This window comes from Balneola sp. (assembly GCA_002694685.1).
In the GTDB taxonomy this organism is placed as follows: Bacteria; Bacteroidota; Rhodothermia; order Balneolales; family Balneolaceae; genus Gracilimonas.
On record NZMW01000012.1, the window covers coordinates 1 to 20,667 of the forward strand.

Below are 20,667 nucleotides of genomic sequence, written 5' to 3' on the forward strand. Positions count from 1 at the left end.
TAATTTGGAAGTAGAAGTACAAACATCTGCGTTAGATACATTGCAACTTATGCTGATGGATAACTGGAAAAGTCAGTTAAAGAGAGTTCAAGAGCAGTCGGAATAAAGGTCTTTTAAAGAGGCTAAGTAGGAAAATTACTGAGCTTAGCTTTTTTATTAATGCAATAATCATTATATATCATCCTAATAGTTTGTAATATATGTCACTTAAGTGTTAACATAATTTTCGGGTTTTACTAAATGAAAAGAAGAGAAGTATTAGTCTCAAAACTGTTAGTCGACCAAGAAAACCCAAGGCTACCTGAAGTACAAGACTCCCAAAGAAATGCAATAAGGCTAATGGCATCATTGCAAGAGAAAAAGATTATTGTTCTTGCCGACCATATAATTAGTCATGGTATCAATTTATCTGATTTGCCAATTATTATTGAGGCAAAGGATGAAGCAGATCGTTATAGTGTATTAGATGGTAACAGGCGTTTAACCGCCCTTCGCGGACTTGAAACACCAAATCTAGTAAAAGGAGCTATTAGTAATCGGAATTTCAAGAAATTAAAAGATCTATCGAAAAAATATCTAAAAGAACCTATTGAAACCATCTGGACAGTCCAGGCTGATACTCGGGAAGAGGCTGATCCTTGGATAAAACTAAGGCATAGGGGTGAATCTGGTGGTGCCGGCCTTGTTGAGTGGGATGGAGAGGCTGGTGCTCGATATGATAAACGAAGAGGTGAAGCTACGCCCCATTTAGACTTGCTAAATTTTGTGCTTGACAAAGGAAATTTGCGTGATAATATCAAATCCTCTATCAAATCTTCCTTCCCGATTACTACCTTAGAAAGACTTGTAAGAGATCCCGATATACGAACATTTACCGGTATTGATGTGAGAAAAGGAATCGTCTACACTAGATTGCCTGATGATGAAGTTTTAAAACCCTGGGAAAAAATTATAACTGAATTGGCAAAAGGTACTACCACTGTTTCAGATGTTAAGGTAAAAGAAGATCGATTAAAATACATTGGAGATTTTGATAAGGGCCAACTTCCAGATCAATCTAAATCAGGATCAACACGTAAGTTAGGGCAGGACCCTGGAGAAGGGGAAGAAGAAACGAATGATAAAAAAAAGAAAAAGAACAAAAAGAAAACAAAACCCTCGTTATCGCGCGATTCTTTAATACCTAAAGAAACTTCTCTTCACATTTCCGAAAAAAAAAATCAATGATGTATATCTAGAACTACAAAGTTTACACGTTGAACCTTTTAATAATGTAACTGGTGTCATGATGAGGGTGTTCATGGAATGGAGCATTGACCATTATATTAAGAGAAATGGATTAGAATCGAATCTTACTGACAAACAAAAAAGATCTATCCATAAACGAGTTTTATTTTTGGTTGATCATATCGATAAGGAAGGCTTAATGGATTCTGCTGATATAAAACCAATAAGAGTCGAAGCTAATAATGTAGATTCATTAATTTCATTTGATACCTTACATAGTTATGTTCATTCTCATAATCATATTCCAAAGCCATCGGAATTATTAGCTACTTGGGATCGACTTGAGCCACTAATAATAACAATTTGGTCTGAGTAATTAACTAATGTCGATCTATTATTCTCCTCTTAGATACCCAGGTGGAAAATCAAGGTTAGCAGATTATGTTAAGTTAATCTTAAAAGATAATAACTTATTAGGCTGCGATTATATTGAGCCCTATGCAGGTGGGGCAAGTGTAGCTCTCGAGTTATTGTTTGAAGAATTTGCTAGTCAAATTCATATAAATGATTTAAGCCTTCCCATCTATTCATTCTGGTATTCAGTACTAAATTACACGGAGGATTTATGTAGATTAATAATGGATACAGATATAACCATTGAAGTATGGAAAACCCAGAAAATAATTCTAAAAAATGAACCGGATGATTTATTAAAATTAGGCTTTGCAACTTTCTTTTTAAATCGAACTAATAGATCAGGGATTCTTAAAGCTGGTGCCATAGGGGGGAAACACCAATCAGGTAAATGGAAATTAGATGCACGATTTAACAAAGAAAACTTGATTGATCGAATTCAAAAGATTGGACGCTTTAGAAGTAGAATAAGTCTTTACAATCAAGATGCTGAAATACTACTGTCTGGAATTGAAAAAATCTGTCCGGATTCTAAACTTTTTACCTACTTAGATCCACCTTATTATGTCAAAGGGCAAGGTCTTTACGATAACTTTTATGAGCATGAAGACCATAAATCAGTTGCAAAAACTGTAGATAAATTGAATTATCCATGGATCGTATCGTATGACTATCACCCTTCAATAAAAAAATTCTACAAAAAACATCCGTATATCATTTATAAACTAGGTTATAGTGTTCAAAAAAAATATAAAGGTTCAGAAATATTCTTTTTTTCTGATCAGTTAAATGTGCCAGACATAGAAACCCCACTTCATGTACCAGCTGATAGAATACTTAGTTTCCCAAATTCCTAATGTTATTTATCTAAGTACCTTCCAACTTGCTTGCTAATATCCTTATTCAGCAAATCCGTGAACCGCTGAATGGTCTTAACACCTGAGCCTAGCCAGCGTTGTACGGTATAAATGGAAACTGAGTAGTAGAACAACTCAATACGACATGAGTATGTGGTGATTTTTAGGTGTGTTAGAGATATAGTCCCTTATTACACAGTCTAAACAAATGAGAAATTGCTAAACAATGATATAAAATAACTGTAGAGGGAGAAGGGGAGCTACATAATGTTTCCTGCGTTTTGGAATTTACCAAATCAGGTTTAATGAAAAAATGTCTCCAATAATAGCCAGGCAGTCGAAAAGCGTCTTAGTATTAATATTGTAGCAGGATTTAAACTGTAATAAAAATAGTATATATGCTATCAGATCCCATAAAGAATATAGGGGTACCTGCAATACCCAAACCTTTACAATCCGATTGGGAGTATTACACATCGGGTATTTCAGTAGAGGAGGAAGGAGAGATAATCCAGTGGGTAAACGACCAATTTGATAAGGTTGCGAATCGTACAGAAAAAGTACAGCCATCAGGGTGGCTGGGAAGTAAATTTAAATGGGAAGAAACACCATTGATGCCTATATACAAAGAGTGTTCATCCTTAATGGAAGGGTTCTCTGAAGAAGAGATTCAACAGAAAGCTGGACAAATATTTGGTTTGTTTGTTTCGCTTACACTAGCAGATCTCAGGGAGGAGGAATGGATGTTTGTAAAAGGTGATCATTATAAAGCACATGGAGTTCCTATTAGAAGCAGGATATATTTTCTAGGAGAAGACGAATAACAAGATATTAAGTCCATTCATGGATATTAAGTAGAGACTTTAATTCGTTTTCAATTGTAGAACAAATAACGTAATAAAGGAGGCTCATATGGGAATCAAACCCGGACCAAAAAGAAAAGCTAAGTCTACCGGTAAACCCGACAGGCGTCAGCGTGACAATAAAAAAACACCTGGAAATACACCCTCACTGAAGAAACATAAGCATAAAAAAGGTGATTGATTGTTTCTGAGCAGGTAAGGTATTCCATAATAAAGAAAGTAAGCCCCCATCTTTGGGGACTTATTTATTATATATGCAGGAACTCGAGCATAAAGTCTTCAGCGTCATGAGCATAACATCAGCCCATTGATGTGTCACCATGAATCTTTAGCCCCTCTTTCAACCTTTCAGAAATTCGGTAGGAGTAAAGGTGAACTTTATTGATCATTACAATATCTCCAATGCCATCAATGTTAGCATTAGCGGCTATGATATTTCTCCTGGCTTTCCTTTTACTGTGAATGACACCATCCACGGCGTTACCGTTGAAATGAGCTTCATTTATTAAGTCTACACACCTGGTTAGATCTCATTTAGTAACTAGCGGTAGCCTGGATTGTAGATATTCGCCGTCATTGTATTCATCATGTTCTCTGTCAATTACTAGGTACCAACTAAAATAGGGGGACAAGGATATTTGTTGGCCCATAGGTCCTACAAGTTGAGGTGAGAGTGAGCAGAAAACTCCCAGATAGTCTGGGGTGTTTAATTCTCGATATTGATAAGGCCGCTGTAATCAACGGTTATTGGTTACTTTAAATTTTACGATGCTTATTTGCATGAGTTATTCTCCTTTAGTTTAGTGATTGTTTGTTTATTAAGTTCTTGTTGAATGTTTAAGGCAAGTTCGATGATGTTTTCTGGCCTGAGTTGAATACAGTTATGTTCGCCATTCAGGGTATTAATCAGTTTTCTTGTAAAGTCTCCAGAGAAATCAATGTGGGTAAACTCCTCAGGTTCCCGCTTCCCGCTATCAATGGCTTTTTGTAGGATAGGCATGAATTCAATGGGGCGCTTTCAGCCTTTACGTTCTACAATGCCCCGAATTACCGGGATTGTTGTGTTAAAATACTCAGCGGTTTTTTGGTGGCCTAAGATATATCAGATATCTCGTATGGTTTTCTCACCATGCTGGTTAATAAGTCGAGTTGCTTTCGTGTTTTTGTATGTCATAATGGTTGTGTTTAGATGTTATGTTGTTTGCAAATGTGAAAAAAGGTGCCAATACCTATAGGACCAGGCGTTAAGCATTTGGTATATTGATGGTCGGCATGGTTCTTATCATACTTATGATGGTGTTTAACCGCCCGATGAAAATAATCCCTTCCGGCCTCCCCGAACTCAGAAGCTATAGCAAAGCCTATGTCTCGGTAGGTTGGGTAATCTGGAGCCAAAGGAATGCTGTAGCGTTCAATCTGGCATAGTTTCTCTTCTACCTGCTTTCTGGTTTTACTTGCTGAAGAAGGAGGAGGTGACTTTTTGAAAACGATACGCGACTCAGGGAGCCGGTCATATACCTGAAACTCTTCCGCAATGTACGCATCCGGGTCATAGGAGTAGGCCCGTTTATCATTTGGGTTTTTTCCTTTGGTAGTATCCAGTATAATTCCACAGTCTTGGAAATCTGCCTTCAGCTGCTCGAAGTGCTCTTTTTGCTTATCCGGCTGGGCAATATGAATAAGACCCCAAACGCCATTACCGGAAACAGATAGTCCGGAAAAAGCTACGTGGGGAATCTGTGCGACAAATTCCCTCACATCTGGCCAATCAGAAATAGAAGGGTTATGGTCGTCGTCGATATCGAACATAAGCCAACCTGTTTTACTTACAATATGCTCTTTGGCGTGCCCTCCTTGTAATACAGCCCCCGCACATAGCTGCGGTAGGAGCATCTTTTTCGAGTCATCACCAGAACGGCGGTATTCGGTGACCAGTTGCCCGAACTGCTCTCCCTTCTTGCATTCTTGAACCCAATCATACAGTGGTATTGATTGGGGTGGTTCTCAGTACTTAGGCAGGAAACTAACTTGGGTATTAAATAATGGATGTATTTTCATGATTTTTCAGTGTTGATTTATTTGTTAAAAAAAGGGGGGGGTAGTTGTAGGTTGTATGGAGTCAAACTATTCTATTATTACTATATATTTTTTTTAGTAAAGTAGATACATAACTACCCACCCAAGGAGTAAAAACCTCCTTAAGGGTGTAATTGAGTATGATTTTGAGGGTGGGTAGTACGCTCATAAAGTACCCACCCAACTCCCTTCATCTATCCCTTAAACTATTCATCTCGGTCCTGTTCGATGTCTATATCACTATAACTGGATTGAAGATTCTCATGATAAGTAGGTCTACGAAGTAGATAATACTTTACGTTTTTAATCTTCACGTATTCAAAGCCAAACTTTGCCAATGCAAGCCCCAGCTTAATGGCCTCACCCCGGGAATTACCTGGAAGACGGTCATCGTTAATTGCTTTTAAAATTTCGGTGGCCGTCTTCTTAATTACTCCTCCATGACCTTTTTTATAGGGTCGGAATGTTTTCCATAGGAGCTCCTCTTCTGGTTTTATAATTTCAAAGGAGCTGTTACGCTCGTTAATTTGATCAATCTCTTTTTGATCGAAGTAATAGGTAAACCCAGATTGATATAAGTCATAGGCTTGTTTCCAGACCTTATCCATATCAACATGGTGTTGATAATTCATGGAAACGACTTCGTGAATTAAAAACCGCCGGGAGCCTGTCGAGTCACTAAGGATCTGATCAATATTAACACTACCTACAAAGGAAGCACGACGTGTAAGGTTCTGAGGAAATTTGTCATATGGACGACGGACGTTGATATCCGTTTTTGTAATAATCTCCTTTAACGCAGCTTCCTTGAACTTGGTCAGCGCTTCTAGCTCATCCAGGTTGATAATGAGGCATTCCGCCAAATGTACTATGGTATCTTTATTCTTTGGGTCCAAGCTTCCCCCATAGTAATAGTCTTGCAATAGCTTTGGCATTAGGTTACCAAGGAATGTCGATTTTCCACACCCCTGTTTACCTTTCAGGATTAGGACGGTATGATTAACAGTGCGCCGTTCTAATGCACAAGCGACCGTTGCTACCAGTCACTTTTTGAGGCATAGCTGCCAATAGTTTTGGTCGGTAGTGGAGACTTGATTTGCCAGTTCGGTAATGTAATCGCTGGCGTGATCATTAGAGGGGAGATCATCAAAGTAATTTTGGAAGGGATCAAATTCATTTACAAAGTCCGAATTAAGCAGACTTCTTAAATTAGCTTCTGTGGTTTTCCCGCCGTCCTTTTTATGTTTTTGATGAATGCTGTTGAAGCGCCGGTCATCAAGTTGGTGTCAGCCTCCATTCACCCTGATCTCGGTATATCCCTTGATAATGTTATACCGGAAATCATATAAATGGTTTAGGTAAGCTCTTAAGTCGTTAGGGTTAATGACTGTTTGTTTTTTGAGTAGATCTGAAGTTCCAAAATTAGATGGGTAGGAATCTCACGACCTGTTGTTTGTTTCTTTCATAGTTTCGTAATTTTTGATTGTTATATTTAATACTATTCTTAAAAAAAGCAGAAGTCAAGCCTATTTTAGATTAATTTAGAAAAGCCCCCAATAGCGCGCTTACCAGGGGTTTTCAGGTTAATATTTATGTTTAAGCCATCTTATCTTCTGAGCAGCAATATTCCTCTAATGCCGCAGTAAATCGCTTGTTTTCGAGTTCCTGCTCATTTCCGGTATATCTTCCATCCAAGTAGATGTGCTCAACTTTTTCATCTCGCTCTACAACCATGATGTGCTCAGATTTGAAATAAAGCTCCTCCTCATTATGGGATTCAAGATCTATAGACTGTACTTGATCAGGGTATTTTTCCTTTAAATCATTATGAAGCATTTCAATAATGTCGTAATGATATTCTGGATTATCCTTGCCATGTGTGACAGTTATAGTCGCTAGGTGTTGATCTGCTATTTCGGGATCTTTATGGTGAGTGAATACTTTTGTTTGGGATTTATAAGTTATTTTTTTTATGGATTTGTCCATTTTCCTCCTTTTTAAAGAGATTTTCATTTTACTGTGAGGAGATGGTAAGGAAACTATAATGTGGGACTGGGATTTCAGTTAAAAAACTGTCCCAAACTAAGTTTTTATATGATTCCAGTATTTTTTTACCGTAGAGTCAGTAACTGTATCTCGATACATTCTGCTAAATGCATATGCGATCTCAGAACACATACTACTTTGATTGTAGGTCCAGTATTTAGTGTTATTTATTTTATTTGTTTTTTGTTTAAACAAATAAGTCTTTGAACGTTTTGTAAGAGTATAATGCTTTGAGATTTTCTTGAGCTCAGTCTCAAAGTCAGTTATCGTATTTATTTCACCTTTCTCGATTGCGCGAATAAAATTTCCAAAATTTTTCCGTAATCGTTCTTTTTTACCAGCTAGTTTAATAACCACACTACCTTCAATCTTTTTTCGTAAAGTGGAACCAATATCTGCTATTTTAATATTTTGTAGTATTTCGTATACATCTTTTAGGCAAACAGCTTTGATTTCTACCTGCATATTTTCCTTGACATAGAATATATACCTTAATTTATCTGATTTTGTACTGTATAATAACAGAAAATCAATGCGCTCATGATCATATAGTACATTCTTAAGGCAATAATTTGTAGGTATCAGGAATTCGATGACACTTTTTGCTGGGATTTTCCGTGAGTAATGAAAATTTCCATGCTCATCATAAATATTGATATTTTTTGAGAAGCTGTCGTAACCAGCTTTATTCTTATTAAATTTATAATATGGTGAGTTGATAATTTCGGTGGTATTGATACCTGAATACACATATTCCATTTGGGGAGAATAAAGTTCACCTTGTATACGACTGTGTTGCTTTAACTCAATGTTCATTACAATTGCAATTTTATGGCTCGTTTTATAAAAAAAATAATCAAATTTGTCGGTAACAATATCAAATAAAATGTTAGCAAATGTGCAGAAAACCGGGAATAATGATTTCCTAATTTAACATTCATTGAAATTAAATCCCGAAGAGATACATTTAGAAGATGGTTTTACCTGAGATGTCAGAAATTTGGGCATTACGGAACCGGGGATCTCGAAATCACTATTCGCAGCAATGAAGATCTCGAAAAATCAGAGTCGTTGATTTTGAGGAGTTATGAAGGCAGTTAACATATAAACTTCTAAAAATGATATATCAAGCAAAACATATAATTTCAATACGCGATCACGTAGATAGTGTGTTTCTTCTTCATATAAAATTCCCGGAAAAGGTTGATATAAATGTTGAGTTAGCTGAGAACAATAAATTGTGGGGCGAAAATCCATCAGGTTCCCAAATAGTTGATGAGAAAGAGCTATCAGGATTTTTTGACAGACATGGGCACTTTGTATTTAGTAGGAAAATTAAAGTGCCAACCGCAATATATATAGAATTAGAGAAGGGGTACGAATTTCAGGATCTGATTTTAGAAGACTCAGGAATGCTAAAAAATATATTTGTTTCTGATATGGGTAGATTGATCTATGCTTTTTATATGACTGGAAGCTCAGACATTGTTATTCAGGGCTGTAAGGTAAAAGGCACTTATATTGAAAGCCTAATTAGTACTTCTCCCACTGATCCTCGAATTAGACACATATTGTTTGAAAGAAGTAAATTTAAAAAAACAAAACCAGTTTATTCTCAAAATGATTTACTTACTGCTGATGAGATGGCTGAATATTTAAAAATGAGCAAAGGAACCTATCAGAATAAATTATCAAAAGGCGAGATAATTGATCCTGTGATAATAGGCGGTAGTAAGAGATGGAAGTATCAAGATTTAGTCGATTGGATAAACGAATTGAAGCCATAAAAACAAGACGAAAACAAGACGAATGCTATGAAAAAGTGTGAAAAAACATGAAAAACCGTGACTCAAAAAGTTTAAATAAGGCTTTTAGGACCATATAGCGAGGATGAATCGTGAATCCCCGCACCTCCACAATACTTATTTTAAGCCATCATATTCGAAAGAGTGTGATGGCTTTTTTTGTTTAAAAAAGGCTATTTAAGTTCAAAACCAGTCATTGCGAGGAGCCAGAAAATCAAAAGTAGGGTTGGGGGATAAGCCGACGCGGCAATCTCGCTGAAAAGGTATCTGAAGTAGTTTAAGGAGATCGCTTCGTCGAATAAAATGTAGAAACCTAATTTAGCTTTTACTCCTCCTCGCGATGACTGCTTTTATAATTTGCCAGGTTTTCCATAATTAGAGAACTTGAAGCAATTCATTCATATCACATTAGAGAAAAACCATGCGCAAAAACATATCCTCCGGGGCGGAGTGGGAAGATAAAGTTGGATACAGCCGGGCGGTAAAAGTTGGGAATCAGATTTTTGTATCAGGGACTACCGGGATTGATGAAAACGGGGAAGTAGTAGGGAAGGATGATATCTACCTTCAAACCAAACAATGCATCCTTAATATTGAAAAGGCACTGAAAAAGGCCGGTGCTTCGCTGGAGGATATGGTTCGGACACGAGCTTTTATTACGGATATCGATCGATGGGAAGAATTCGCAAAAGCTCATCAGGAGTTCTTCGGGGACATTAAACCGGCCGCTACGCTGGTGGAGGTTTCGAAGCTTATCCATCGGGAATTGTTGGTGGAAATTGAGGCGGAAGCTATTGTCTAGGGGTAAGGTGTTAGGTTTTAGTGGGGAGCTTAGTTATCGATCTGAGTGAAATTGAACATTTTGCTGGATATTACTTTTGAACGTTCTCTATTCTTGGGTTAACATTCATTGTCAGTTGATAACTATTTCAAGTCCTATACTCCGACCTCTCTTCCCGAGAATCGGGACTGCTTCTCAAGGAGAGACTTGTCTTAGCCTATTAAAAGGTTAAATGTCGAGTTAAAGAATAGACACCTTATCAAAGAGTCCTTCTCCTTGTTGAAGGAGAAGACAGAAGAGGTCGAAAGCTTGTTGAGCTCCTAAAGGAAAAATATGTAATCACTCAGAATTACTAAGATGAGTTAACTAAATAGTGTCATCGAATTATCTAACTTCTACAAGGATGACTCTAAAACCACCAAAACCTAACACCTTGCCCCTAACACCTAAAACCTAATATTAATATTGAAAGAAGGCTGGATTCCTAAATCATAGACGTTGACTGCCTGGGAAGTAAGTCTCCGCTGGGAAACAGGGGCCGAAGTGTCGATTACGAGATTAAGTTCCCGGTACCAGGTATTCTGCTGATCAAACAAATTGAAGATGGAGAAATTGAATTCCATTTCCATGCCCTCAAATTCAGTCTCATATTCCACACCGACATCAACACGCTGGTAGCTATCCAATCGCTGCTGTTCTTCAACCCCAAGGAAATAGAGTCGGTTTGGGGAGCCGGATGAAAGGGTAAGGTTCAGAAAAGTTTTCAGGTTAGGAATGATGCGGTATTCCAGGGAAGAATTAAAGCTATGGGTTCGGTCCCAATCCGCATAAAATGATTCGCCCTGAAGTAAATCAGGATTCTTGAAAGTGACCTCAGAGAGGGTGTAAGAGTTGGTTATTGATAGTTTTTCAAATTGGTGACGAAGCAGAAACTCAAGTCCTTTTGCTATGCCATTATTGTTGTAGAACCAGGGTGGAGCATTAAAACTGTTGGTCAGCGTTTGGGCATTGAAGTCGAACAGGCGGGCATATTCCAACGACTTATGATAGCCTTCAACCTGAAAAAGAGCATGATCAAAAAGCTTGAAATAGGTACCGGCTATAAAGTAATCGGACTGAGTGGGAGGCTGTTCATCAGAAGAAATAATCCAGACATCAGGACTACTGACGTTATAGAAAGAAAGCCGATGCGTAAACTGGTAATTCCGGCTATATCCCGCTGAAAAAGAAACCTGTTGATCGCTCAAAAATCTAAGCTTTACCCGTGGTGAATAATACAGATAATCGCCGTTGGTGTAATAGTGAAGCCGGGAGCCCAGGTGGAGATCTACAAGTGCGAGTTGGGTGTAATCAAGCTGTGCATAAAAATCGGTCAGGCCAGATTCAAAAGAAGTGAAGAATCCGGGACGGTCAAAAGACTGTTCAAAATACTCTCCCAAAAAATATTGATAGGAAGCGCCGAAGGTCCATTGTGTTGTTGGCAACACCAGGTCAAAAGACTGATCCAGCTTCACCTCATTAAAAATACTTTCGTTTTGAAGGGGATAGGTAAACACTTCAATACGTCCGGCGTCAGGCTCGATACGGTTGTACACAAAGTCGTCTTTTCGAAACTCCGAATCATAAATACTGATGGCTGCCAGTGAACTGCTATAAAGGTTGTTTGAAAGAGGAGATTTGTAAGTAAGGCTGGTACTAACATTCCCCCAATTGTTGCGGGTCTGTTGCTCTTCACGACCAAATCGCTGTCCGGAATTATTAGGAGTGAACCGTCTTACAAGCCGCTCTGAATTTTGGGATACATCATCTGCGCCAAGATAGGCTCCGGCAATTAAGCGACTCCCGTTTTCAAATTCGAAATATAATTTGGAATGTAAGTCATAGAAACTGGCATCGTACTCGCCGGGAAAAACCAATCGGGATTCCAGATTACTGAGTCCATCGCCTGAGAGTTCACTGGGTCGGTCTATGTTCAGCCCAAAAGCAATGAGGTCGTCATTTTGAAACCAGTTCAGGGAGTTCATGTAGGAAGTCCGGCCGGAAAGCAGCCAGCTGCTTTTACCCGGAATAATTGGTCCTTGAAGCGTAGCATTGAAAGCCGTGTTACTGATGCCTGCTGACGAAGAAAAACGGTTTAAAGATCCTGTTTTAGTTAGCATAGAAAGTGTTCCGCCAAGAGAAGACTGAAATTGGGCTGGCGTAACATCATAGAAGAAACCTGAGGTTTGCAGGGCATTGGGATTAAAACTATCGAGCAGGCCAAAAAGGTGACTTTGGTTATAAATGGTAATTCCATCGAGGAGAACGTGAGTGGCATCAGCTGAAGCTCCGCGAACATTGATACCGTTATTGAGTGCTGTTTTGTTAGATACAGATGGAAGGCTCTGCAAAGCCTTAATCGTGTTGTTTTCACCCAGTGGATTCAAAACTCCTGCATTCACAAAGTTTCGATAAATACTATCCGAGCCAGCCGGGTAGGTAAAACCGGTAATCACAATATCGCTGGTTTGGACATTTGTAGAGTTGAGTCGAATCGTCAAATCTTTGTAGGAATTTCCTTCCCGAGGATCTAGTTCAATGCCTCTGCTTTCATACCCCAAGTAAGAACAATTCAGGGTTAATGGCTTAGAGGGAAAGGAATTCCTGATGCTAAAAACCCCGGAGGCATTGGTAGCGACCCCACGTTTCTCCCCATTCTCTTCCCAGAAAACAGTAGCAAAAGGAAGTCGTTCTCCGGTTTCTGCATCCACTACCTGCCCGGAGATAGAAAGGGTTTGGCTGGATGCTTTTTCCCTTTTAAAAAGAACAATTTGTTTCCGTGTGGAGTCGGATTCTACAGAAATGTTGTAGGGGAATAAGTTTTCAGTCAGGGAATCAATAAAAGTAGATTCTTGTGCAGAAAAGGAAAGTGAGATATCGGCAAGCTGGGATTCGCGATATAAAAAGCGGTAGCCGGTTTCCTTTTCAAGAGTATTAATTACATCAAGTGCAGGGCTATTTTCAAAAGTAAATTGCGCAACTGTTGCTTCCGTTGAAAACAGAATGAAGAGTAGACAAAGCAATGATGTCAGCTTATTTATAAGCATCATTCACCCGGGTTGAATACATAAGAATTTGGTCCTGTTTGTGTAAAAGTACCACCCAAAACAAGCTCAAGGTCACGAAGAACAGTAGAAAGGCTATCCAGTCCAATAGTTCCGCTTAGAAATTCTCCGGCAACTTCAGGTGCTGTTTGAATCTGAATATTGTAATGCTGCTCAAGTTCACTAAATACCTGTTCTACCGATTCATTTCTGAAAACCAGTTCATTATTCAGCCAGTCTGTGAATACGTCTTCGTTTACTGATTGTATCTGTGGTGACTGTACATTTTCTGTGACGGAAGAAGACTCCCCGGGCTCGAGCTCAATGGCCTGATTAGAGGATAAAGCCGTGTAGCGAATACGTCCTTCCTGAAGGTAGACGGAGGAAGTACTTCCCCAGTCACTTAAAACAAATTTAGTCCCCAAAACCTGAACTTCAGCCATTACAGTTTGGACTGAGAATATCCGGTCAGGATTAGGTGTGACTTCAAAATATCCTTCGCCTTCCAGTTTATACATGGCAGAGGCATTCGTGTTATCAATTTCAAAAAGCTTTGAATAGGGACGAAGCGTGACGGTGGAGCCATCTTGTAGTTCAATAACTTCAGCAGAAGCAAAACTTTCACCGATCAGAACTGGTGATAAGTAACTTTGATACATAAAGCTTCCGACCAACGCAATAATAAGCACAGCTGCGGCCATCAAATAGCGTTTTACTGCAGGAGACAACTGAAGGACTCGGGCTTTTTCAGCAGGGTTGTTCATTTCGCCAGAAATGGAGTCCCAAAGAGCTTCTGAGTTAATAGAAACTGTTTGCGAAGTGACTGTTTCTTTGTAGCTGAATAAATGGGGAAGGAGCGGGTCCTGAGTTTGGTCTAACTTGGAGAGGTCAGGCAGACTTTCACCAATAAGCCGGGCGAGCTCAGTATCGTTGTTAGCTGGTGATATGTTGTTGTTGTCGGCCATTTTTATTTATGAAGAAAGAAAGCCGGGAAGGTCGGTTCAGAACCTACCCGGTTATGTTTGAGTTATTGGGTTAGCTAAGTATTAGTCGTCATCATCATCATCATCATCATCGTCGTCGTCATCATCATCATCTCCTTCCATCTCAAATTCGATTTCGTCAGCAATAAATTCAGAAGGGTTTTGAGGGTTTCGATATCCTTCAACTTCAGCTTTCACGGTGAAATTGTTTTCTAAAGCTCGGAGTACATCTTCCAGGGTTTCGAGGCCATCGTCGCCTTCAATTTCTGTACGGTCTGTAATCACTACTACAATGTCATTTCTTAGTGTTACGGTTTGATTGAGTGTGTCTACAGAAGCAACGGCTGACTCAAGTTCATCTTCATCATCTGTAACAAATCCTGATCTCAGATTAACTTTGAATAATCGGTTGATGTTTTTGAAACGCAGCAAAGCTGTTCCGTCTCCTTCCATTTCGATAGTACCGCTTACGTTTTTCCCTGTTTCTTCGCCGTTATTGGTTCGGAAGATATTGAGGTCGTAAGTAAGGGTGCCGGTCACGCCCTGGGAAAGATTTCCATAGGCAGCTACGGTGTCTTTATTGATCACGATATCGAGGAAGTTGATTACGTTAACGAAGGAGCGCTCAAAAGTATCGCCATCACGGGTTACACCGCTGAAGGTTCCGTTTCCATAATGGTTTCCGTCGATAGTCAGGAAGGTAGAGGCGTCGCTTACACCGGTAATTGAGAAGGTGTCGGAGCGGCTGAATTCGGAATCTCTGAATCGGCTCATTACCGAACCGGATTTAGAAGAAGTGAAATCAATATTCTCAATCCTTTCAGAATTGATGCGGGGAGCGGCAATAAAGTCTCCATCCATATTTGTGAAAATATAGGTAAGTACGGCCGACATGGTTTTCTCGAAGTTTTCGTTCATTACTTCCCGATCAAAACTGAGGGTATGAGTACCCGTTTGTGGGTCGTATTCGTACTGATAGTTACGTTCCCCGCCACGGCCCGAATAGTCGTTTCTTCTGTGATCACCACGCCGGTCATCATCATCGTGCATTTTCTGGCGATCATCATCTTCAAAACCAGATGAAGAAATGGTAGAGAGGGCATCATTAAGGCTGGAGAAAATACCGTCATTATCGTCAGAAAGAGAATTTCCGAGAATCTGACTTGCTGCCTCAATTTCTTCTGCTGATAGTTCCTGATTATTAATTTCGTCCGAAACATCGCCGAGGGTACAGGCCGAAAGTAAGCCGGCCACACAGGCTATCAAGAATAAAGATCCGTTTGTTCTGTTGATTAGTGATTTCATAATGGTGTTGTGTTAATTATGTGTTCACTAGTATTACACATTAAGTGGGAAGTTCCCCTAATGGAAAAGTGAAGTTTTTTAATTTCATTTATAAATACTCCTCAGCGGCTTCTGAAAGGGATTTTCGAAGATCTTTGAGTGCAAGGCTCATGTGGTTCTCAATAGTCTTAGCTGATACTTCCATAAATTCTGCAGCTTCTTTGTAGGTGAATTCCTGAATGAAACATAAGCGGAATACCTGCTGCCTTTTTTCCGGCATCGAAGATATTGCTTGTTCAATCGTCCTGTTCAGCTCCCGCTGATGGATATCCTGATCTGGCTGGTTGGCAGAGTCGACTGACTGCAAATCGGGAATGCTTTTATTCTGGTCAAACTTCTCAGTATCCCTGAAGAGGTTTAGCATTCGGGTATAGGCAATCCGGAACAGATAAGCCCTCAAAGATTTATGCTCTTCAATACCGGATCGGTTTTCCCAAATGTAGATAAAAGCTTTCTGAATGAGGTCTTCGGCTGCTTGTTTTGCAACTCCTTTGCGGGTCAGAAATCGAAACAACTCTTCATGATGCGTTTCAAAAAAAGTCTTGAATGCTTTTTGATCCCCTTTTTTTATTTTTAAATAAAGCTGGGTATCGTTAGACTCACCTTCAAGCGAAGCGCCTAAAAACAGCAAAAGTTGAATAATGGGAAAGTCCATAGTTTGGAGTTTGTTCAGGCGGAATTGTAACAATATAAGACAGAATAAGAAATCTGTATGAAGTCATTTTTGTTGATAATAGTTTTTCTTTTAGGTCTGTTGATTCAGGACGAGGGCTCAGTAGAAATGTATCGGGTTGAGAAGGAGGATTATATTGAGCTGCATGCTAAAAACTCAAACCTCTTTCCGGTTACGGTAGAACTTAACCTGGAATTAGAGCACCTGAAGCCAAGCAGAAAGTTGCCGGTTATTGACTACCTGCCTGCAAATCAGAATAAAAAAATGCTTGATCTTACCTTTACGGATATTGAGAAAGGCTGGAATATGCGCAGCATGTATCGGTTTTATATGGGGAGTATTTTTGCGAAACATAAAGACTCTTTTGCCTATCAGTTGCCATTCCCGAAAGGAGAAACCTATAAAATAGATCAGGGCTTTGGCGGGGCATTTTCACATCAGGGTGATTTACGGCATTCGCTGGATTTTAACATGCCTACCGGAACTGAAATCTATGCAGCAAGAGGAGGCACCGTTGTGATGATGGAGGAAAAACACAATCAGGGCGGACCATCGGAAGAAATGATGGAGTACGCCAATTTCATAACCATTTTGCATGATGACGGCACTTTTGCAGACTATACTCATCTTAAACACAGGGGCGTTCAGGTAAGCTTAGGACAGGAAGTCCGCATGGGGCAACTTATTGGCTACTCCGGCGCTACGGGGTATGCAACCGGTCCTCATCTACACTTTGTGGTGAAGAAAACAAAAAGAGGCGGAGGCTTTTTATCCATCCCGGTTAAGTTTACCACCAAAGACGGTATCATGGAACTGCAAGAAGGTCAGAGTTATATCGGATATTAGTAGATGTGAGATAATAGATGAAAGATTTGAGATTAAAGATTAAAGATGCTCTCTAATCTCAAGCGTTACCTCTTACATCTATAGTCTCACATCTCACATCTAATAATCTAATTCCCTTCTTTAAAGTCTTCATTCACCAAAATGGGCTTACCGAAACCTAACTGCTCCAGCCGATCCATTTGTGTTTTGGCATCACCAACTACCAGCCAAATCATTCTATCGGGATTGGCATACGTTCGGGCAAGTTCCTGAATTCTTTCCTGCGTAATATTCTTGACGACTTCTTCTCTTTGTTTGATGTAATCAGGAGACCATCCGTAAGAGCTGATATTTTCGAGTAAATTCAGTTTTGAACCTAAGGTCTCAAACCGACGGGCGTTACTTTTGAGCAAGAAACTCTTAGTGTTTTCAAGGTCTTCATTAGTGAATGTACTAGGATATTCTTCCAGGATTTCTTTAACCAAAGCCGCTGACTCATACGTCACGTTAGTTCTCACACCACTGGATATGGTAAAGGATCCGGCAATATCAGAGCCTGAGAAACCGGAGCCGATTCCGTAGGTATAGCCTTTGCCTTCACGCAATTCTTGTGTAAATCGGGATGCAAATCCACCACCACCAAGCTTGTAGTTCATAACCGTTGCAGGGTAGAAATCAGGATCGGTTTCCGGCATGGCAAGGTACCCGAATCGTAATACAGATTGCTTGGCGTCAGGCACATCATAGAAATAGACTTGTGATTCGGAAGGCTGTTCAGGAGTCTCAAATTCAGGGATATTTACTTCAGTGGCTTCCCATCTTCCGCTGATGGCCTCTAAAGAAGCGACAACTTCACCCTGGTCAATAGCTCCCACTACATGCATATCAGCTACAGAAGGAGAGAGGTTATTTTCGTAGTACGCTTTTAAATCCTCAAGGGTGATGACTTCGATGCTGTTGGTAGTTCCTATTGTATTGAAGGAAAGAATGTGATCATCCCCATAAAGCAATTTGTTGTAGGTGTTAGAAGCGATGCTGTTAGGATTTGCGCTTTGCTGAGCTATTTGGCTTAGAATGCTTTGTTTGGCAAGTTCAAATTCACGTTCGTCCCATCGGGGCTCAAGCAGGATTTCTTCCACAAGCTTGATGGTTTTCTCATAATTTCTAGCCAAAGAGTTACCGCGAATGGTGATACTCTGTCTGCCCGAATTAACCCTTATAGAAGCTCCCAACTCATCGATGGCTTCTTCCAGCTCTTCCGGAGTTTTATTTGCGGTTCCTTTAGTTAAAAGTTCTGCAAGGAGATTAGAGACGCCGGTTTTGTCCGTGCTTTCAAGCATCAATCCACCTTTGATGGAGATCTCAAATTCAACCAGTGGCAACTCGTAGTTCTCGATTCCATAGATATCTAATCCATTGGCGAGTTCGGTCTCCCAAACCTGTGGGACTTTTAAATCGGGGCTTTCTCCATATGGAGGTTCTACCGAACGGTCAAAACTAGAAGGAGTTTTTTCGTAAGTGGTTTCTTCGGGAAGGGTAAATGATTCTCCTTCAGCATTTTGGACAATCTCTTCTTCCACCACATTCGCCATTTCAGAACCTTCAAGGGCAAGTTCTGCATCTCCCTGAGGCACGAAACTCGTGGCTACGAAGTTTTCGTCTTTGATATATTTCTCATACACCCGCATCACATCTTCTTTGGTAACTGCCAGCGTTTTCTGGATGTCTTTGTTGATGTATCCCGGATCATCTGCAAAGATATTGTATTGAGCTAACTGAAAAGCTTTTCCAAGTACGCTGGAAAGTCCGTTATAAAAATTTGTCTCGATTCCTGCTTTGATGCGGTCTAAATCAGATTGAGTAAAACCTTCCTCTTCAAAACGTAAAAAAGCCTCATTTACAGCTCCGGCCACATCGTTAAGGTTGGTATTTGGATACGCTCTGGTGATGAAGGAAATTTCACCAGCCAGTTCAGAATTTCCATTTCGCATAAATACATTTGAGGTCAATTCCTGCTCCTCAACCAATACTTTATACAGAGGTGCTTTTTTACCGTCAGCAAGCAGTTGGGTTAGAATGTCGAGGGCATACGAATCTTCATGATAAAGATCGACACCGGGCCAAACCATGCGGAGTTCAGGTAGTCGGGCAAAGTTATCTTCGTAGTACTTTTTCTTGGTAGTGGAAAGAGTAACCGGCATATCGGGAAGAGGTTCGATTTCTTCCCCACGAGGAATTTCATCAAAATATTTGTAGATCCATTCTTTGGCTTGCTCTGAGTCGAAGTCACCTGCAATAACCAAAGTAGCATTGTTCGGCACATACCAGCGGTTGTAGAAATCCTTCACGTCCTGAAGAGTTGCGTTCTGTAAATCTTCCAAAGAACCAATTACCTGCCAATTGTAAGGATGACCTTGAGGATACATATTTTTGTCAACCACGTAACTGGCGTGACCATAAGGCTGATTATCAACACCTTGACGCTTCTCATTTTTAACCACCTGCTTTTCTTTGGCAAGAACTGCTTCAGTTACCGTATTGATGAAATAACCCAGTTTATCCGCTTCAGCCCAGATCATTTTTTCGAGAGCATCTTTGGGTACCGTCTGGAAGTAGTTAGTGCGATCACGGCTTGTAGAACCGTTTGCTCCGGAACCTCCAATTCGGCTGCTCATTTTATCCAATCCGCCTTTCCCGAGATTTTCTGATTCAAGGAATAAGAGGTGCTCAAATAGGTGAGCAAAACCTGTTCGGCCTTCAATCTCACGGGCAGAACCCACGTGAAATGTAAGTGCAACAGCGGTTACTGGGTCTGAATCATCTTTGTGAAAAATGACTTCGAGTCCATTATCAAGAGTGAATTTCTCGTAATCAACGGAAAATTCAGTTTCTTTTTGTGAACAAGATGTGAGGATGAATGAAGACAATACGAATGCAGAAAGCAGATAGAAAAAGCGTGATTTCATGGAGGTAGTTTTTAAAATGTTTGGAAAGGAATATAACCTCGGGGCAGGTACGGTTTTGTAAATATTCTTGTTTCGTGAGGTGAGTAGAAATTAATTTAAGACACAACAGCTTTGAATCAAGTGTATCTAATTATTCAATCTCATAAAGAGCTTTGGAGGGTTGTTTTGCCTGTCTGATAGATTTTGTTTCTAAAAATACTTCAAGCTTAAAAACACATCCAGATCCTTGCCTTCGCAGGGATGACAATCCAAATATAGAATCTATACGAAGCCGATCATTATGTCATTCCCGCGCAGGCGGGAATCTGGATTTACTATAGGTTAAAAATATTATTGTAAGGAAGTCATTTCCAAAGCCTCTTACCCGTAATGAAAACAGGATACGTTTACATATTGTCAAACAGCAAGAGAACCGTGCTGTACACCGGTGTGACCAGCGATTTAATCAATCGGGTCTATCAACATAAACAGGGTGAAGGTTCTCAGTTTACTTCACAATTCCGTGTTTACTATCTCGTGTACTATGAGGAGCATCAAAATATGTATCAGGCCATAACGAGGGAAAAACAAATTAAGAAGTGGAAAAGAGACTGGAAGTTAAACTTGATAAGAAAAAGTAATCCGGAGCTGAAAGATCTTTGGGATGATATTTTGCCTCCGGGTAGGTTTCATTTTTAAAATTACTTTGAGCTTAAAAACACATCCAGACCCCTGCCTTCGCAGG

The 20,667-nt window shown here is 39.9% G+C and carries 18 protein-coding genes; 8 read left to right on the forward strand and 10 right to left on the reverse strand.

The genetic code is table 11. The features are described 5' to 3' along the window. The first annotated feature begins 339 nt into the window (after positions 1–339). The 4 genes from CL667_13175 (at position 340) to CL667_13190 (ending at position 3,322) form a co-directional block, all read left to right on the forward strand. Entirely contained in the window at positions 340–1,227 is an 888-nt protein-coding gene (locus CL667_13175; protein MAL18651.1) for a hypothetical protein, read from the forward strand. 58 nt (positions 1,228–1,285) lie between these two features. Next, on the forward strand, positions 1,286–1,603 hold the full coding sequence (locus tag CL667_13180; GenBank protein ID MAL18652.1) for a hypothetical protein: 318 nt from the start codon (positions 1,286–1,288) through the stop codon (positions 1,601–1,603). Between the two features lie 7 nt (positions 1,604–1,610). Next, the gene (locus CL667_13185) at positions 1,611–2,498 is read left to right on the forward strand and encodes a DNA methyltransferase (protein ID MAL18653.1); all 888 of its coding nucleotides are present in this window, start codon (positions 1,611–1,613) and stop codon (positions 2,496–2,498) included. Between the two features lie 398 nt (positions 2,499–2,896). After that, positions 2,897–3,322 (forward strand): hypothetical protein, encoded by a 426-nt coding sequence (locus tag CL667_13190; GenBank protein MAL18654.1) that lies wholly within the window; start codon positions 2,897–2,899, stop codon positions 3,320–3,322. 811 nt (positions 3,323–4,133) lie between these two features. Here the strand turns inward: CL667_13190 and CL667_13195 are convergent. From CL667_13195 to CL667_13215, 5 genes are all read right to left on the reverse strand, one after another. Continuing rightward, positions 4,134–4,361, reverse strand: a complete 228-nt coding sequence (locus CL667_13195; GenBank protein MAL18655.1) for a hypothetical protein — start codon at positions 4,359–4,361, stop codon at positions 4,134–4,136. A gap of 185 nt (positions 4,362–4,546) precedes the next feature. Then, a complete protein-coding gene (locus tag CL667_13200) occupies positions 4,547–5,254 on the reverse strand; it encodes a hypothetical protein (protein ID MAL18656.1) in 708 nt (235 codons plus the stop codon). 389 nt (positions 5,255–5,643) lie between these two features. Then, positions 5,644–6,480, reverse strand: coding sequence for a hypothetical protein (locus CL667_13205; GenBank protein ID MAL18657.1), 837 nt, complete (start codon positions 6,478–6,480; stop codon positions 5,644–5,646). Between the two features lie 553 nt (positions 6,481–7,033). After that, positions 7,034–7,423 carry a hypothetical protein gene (locus tag CL667_13210; protein MAL18658.1) on the reverse strand — a complete coding sequence of 130 codons (390 nt, stop codon included), beginning with the start codon at positions 7,421–7,423 and terminating at the stop codon, positions 7,034–7,036. A gap of 96 nt (positions 7,424–7,519) precedes the next feature. After that, on the reverse strand, positions 7,520–8,299 hold the full coding sequence (locus CL667_13215) for a hypothetical protein (GenBank protein ID MAL18659.1): 780 nt from the start codon (positions 8,297–8,299) through the stop codon (positions 7,520–7,522). 302 nt (positions 8,300–8,601) lie between these two features. On the opposite strand from CL667_13215, the gene CL667_13220 reads away from it, so the two are divergent. Continuing rightward, positions 8,602–9,270 carry a hypothetical protein gene (locus tag CL667_13220; GenBank protein ID MAL18660.1) on the forward strand — a complete coding sequence of 223 codons (669 nt, stop codon included), beginning with the start codon at positions 8,602–8,604 and terminating at the stop codon, positions 9,268–9,270. Between the two features lie 439 nt (positions 9,271–9,709). Next, complete coding sequence (locus CL667_13225; protein MAL18661.1) at positions 9,710–10,090, forward strand: hypothetical protein; 381 nt, start codon at positions 9,710–9,712, stop codon at positions 10,088–10,090. 425 nt (positions 10,091–10,515) lie between these two features. On the opposite strand, the gene CL667_13230 is transcribed toward CL667_13225, so the two are convergent. From CL667_13230 to CL667_13245, 4 genes are all read right to left on the reverse strand, one after another. Further along, positions 10,516–13,158 carry a hypothetical protein gene (locus CL667_13230; protein MAL18662.1) on the reverse strand — a complete coding sequence of 881 codons (2,643 nt, stop codon included), beginning with the start codon at positions 13,156–13,158 and terminating at the stop codon, positions 10,516–10,518. After that, complete coding sequence (locus tag CL667_13235; protein MAL18663.1) at positions 13,155–14,117, reverse strand: hypothetical protein; 963 nt, start codon at positions 14,115–14,117, stop codon at positions 13,155–13,157. Before CL667_13235 ends, CL667_13230 begins: the two co-directional genes overlap by 4 nt. Before the next feature lie 81 nt (positions 14,118–14,198). Next, positions 14,199–14,399: a hypothetical protein gene (locus CL667_13240; GenBank protein ID MAL18664.1), complete on the reverse strand. Its 201-nt coding sequence runs from the start codon at positions 14,397–14,399 to the stop codon at positions 14,199–14,201. A 1,129-nt stretch (positions 14,400–15,528) separates the two neighbouring features. Then, positions 15,529–16,134: an RNA polymerase sigma-70 factor gene (locus tag CL667_13245; protein ID MAL18665.1), complete on the reverse strand. Its 606-nt coding sequence runs from the start codon at positions 16,132–16,134 to the stop codon at positions 15,529–15,531. 57 nt (positions 16,135–16,191) lie between these two features. Here CL667_13245 and CL667_13250 point away from each other — a divergent pair, with 57 nt between their 5' ends. Next, positions 16,192–16,998, forward strand: coding sequence for a peptidase M23 (locus CL667_13250; protein MAL18666.1), 807 nt, complete (start codon positions 16,192–16,194; stop codon positions 16,996–16,998). Positions 16,999–17,105: 107 nt separating this feature from the next. Here the strand turns inward: CL667_13250 and CL667_13255 are convergent, their stop codons facing one another. Beyond that, positions 17,106–19,943 carry a peptidase M16 gene (locus CL667_13255; protein MAL18667.1) on the reverse strand — a complete coding sequence of 946 codons (2,838 nt, stop codon included), beginning with the start codon at positions 19,941–19,943 and terminating at the stop codon, positions 17,106–17,108. A 369-nt stretch (positions 19,944–20,312) separates the two neighbouring features. Here CL667_13255 and CL667_13260 point away from each other — a divergent pair, with 369 nt between their 5' ends. Beyond that, the gene (locus tag CL667_13260) at positions 20,313–20,621 is read left to right on the forward strand and encodes a GIY-YIG nuclease (protein MAL18668.1); all 309 of its coding nucleotides are present in this window, start codon (positions 20,313–20,315) and stop codon (positions 20,619–20,621) included. Positions 20,622–20,667: the final 46 nt, after the last annotated feature.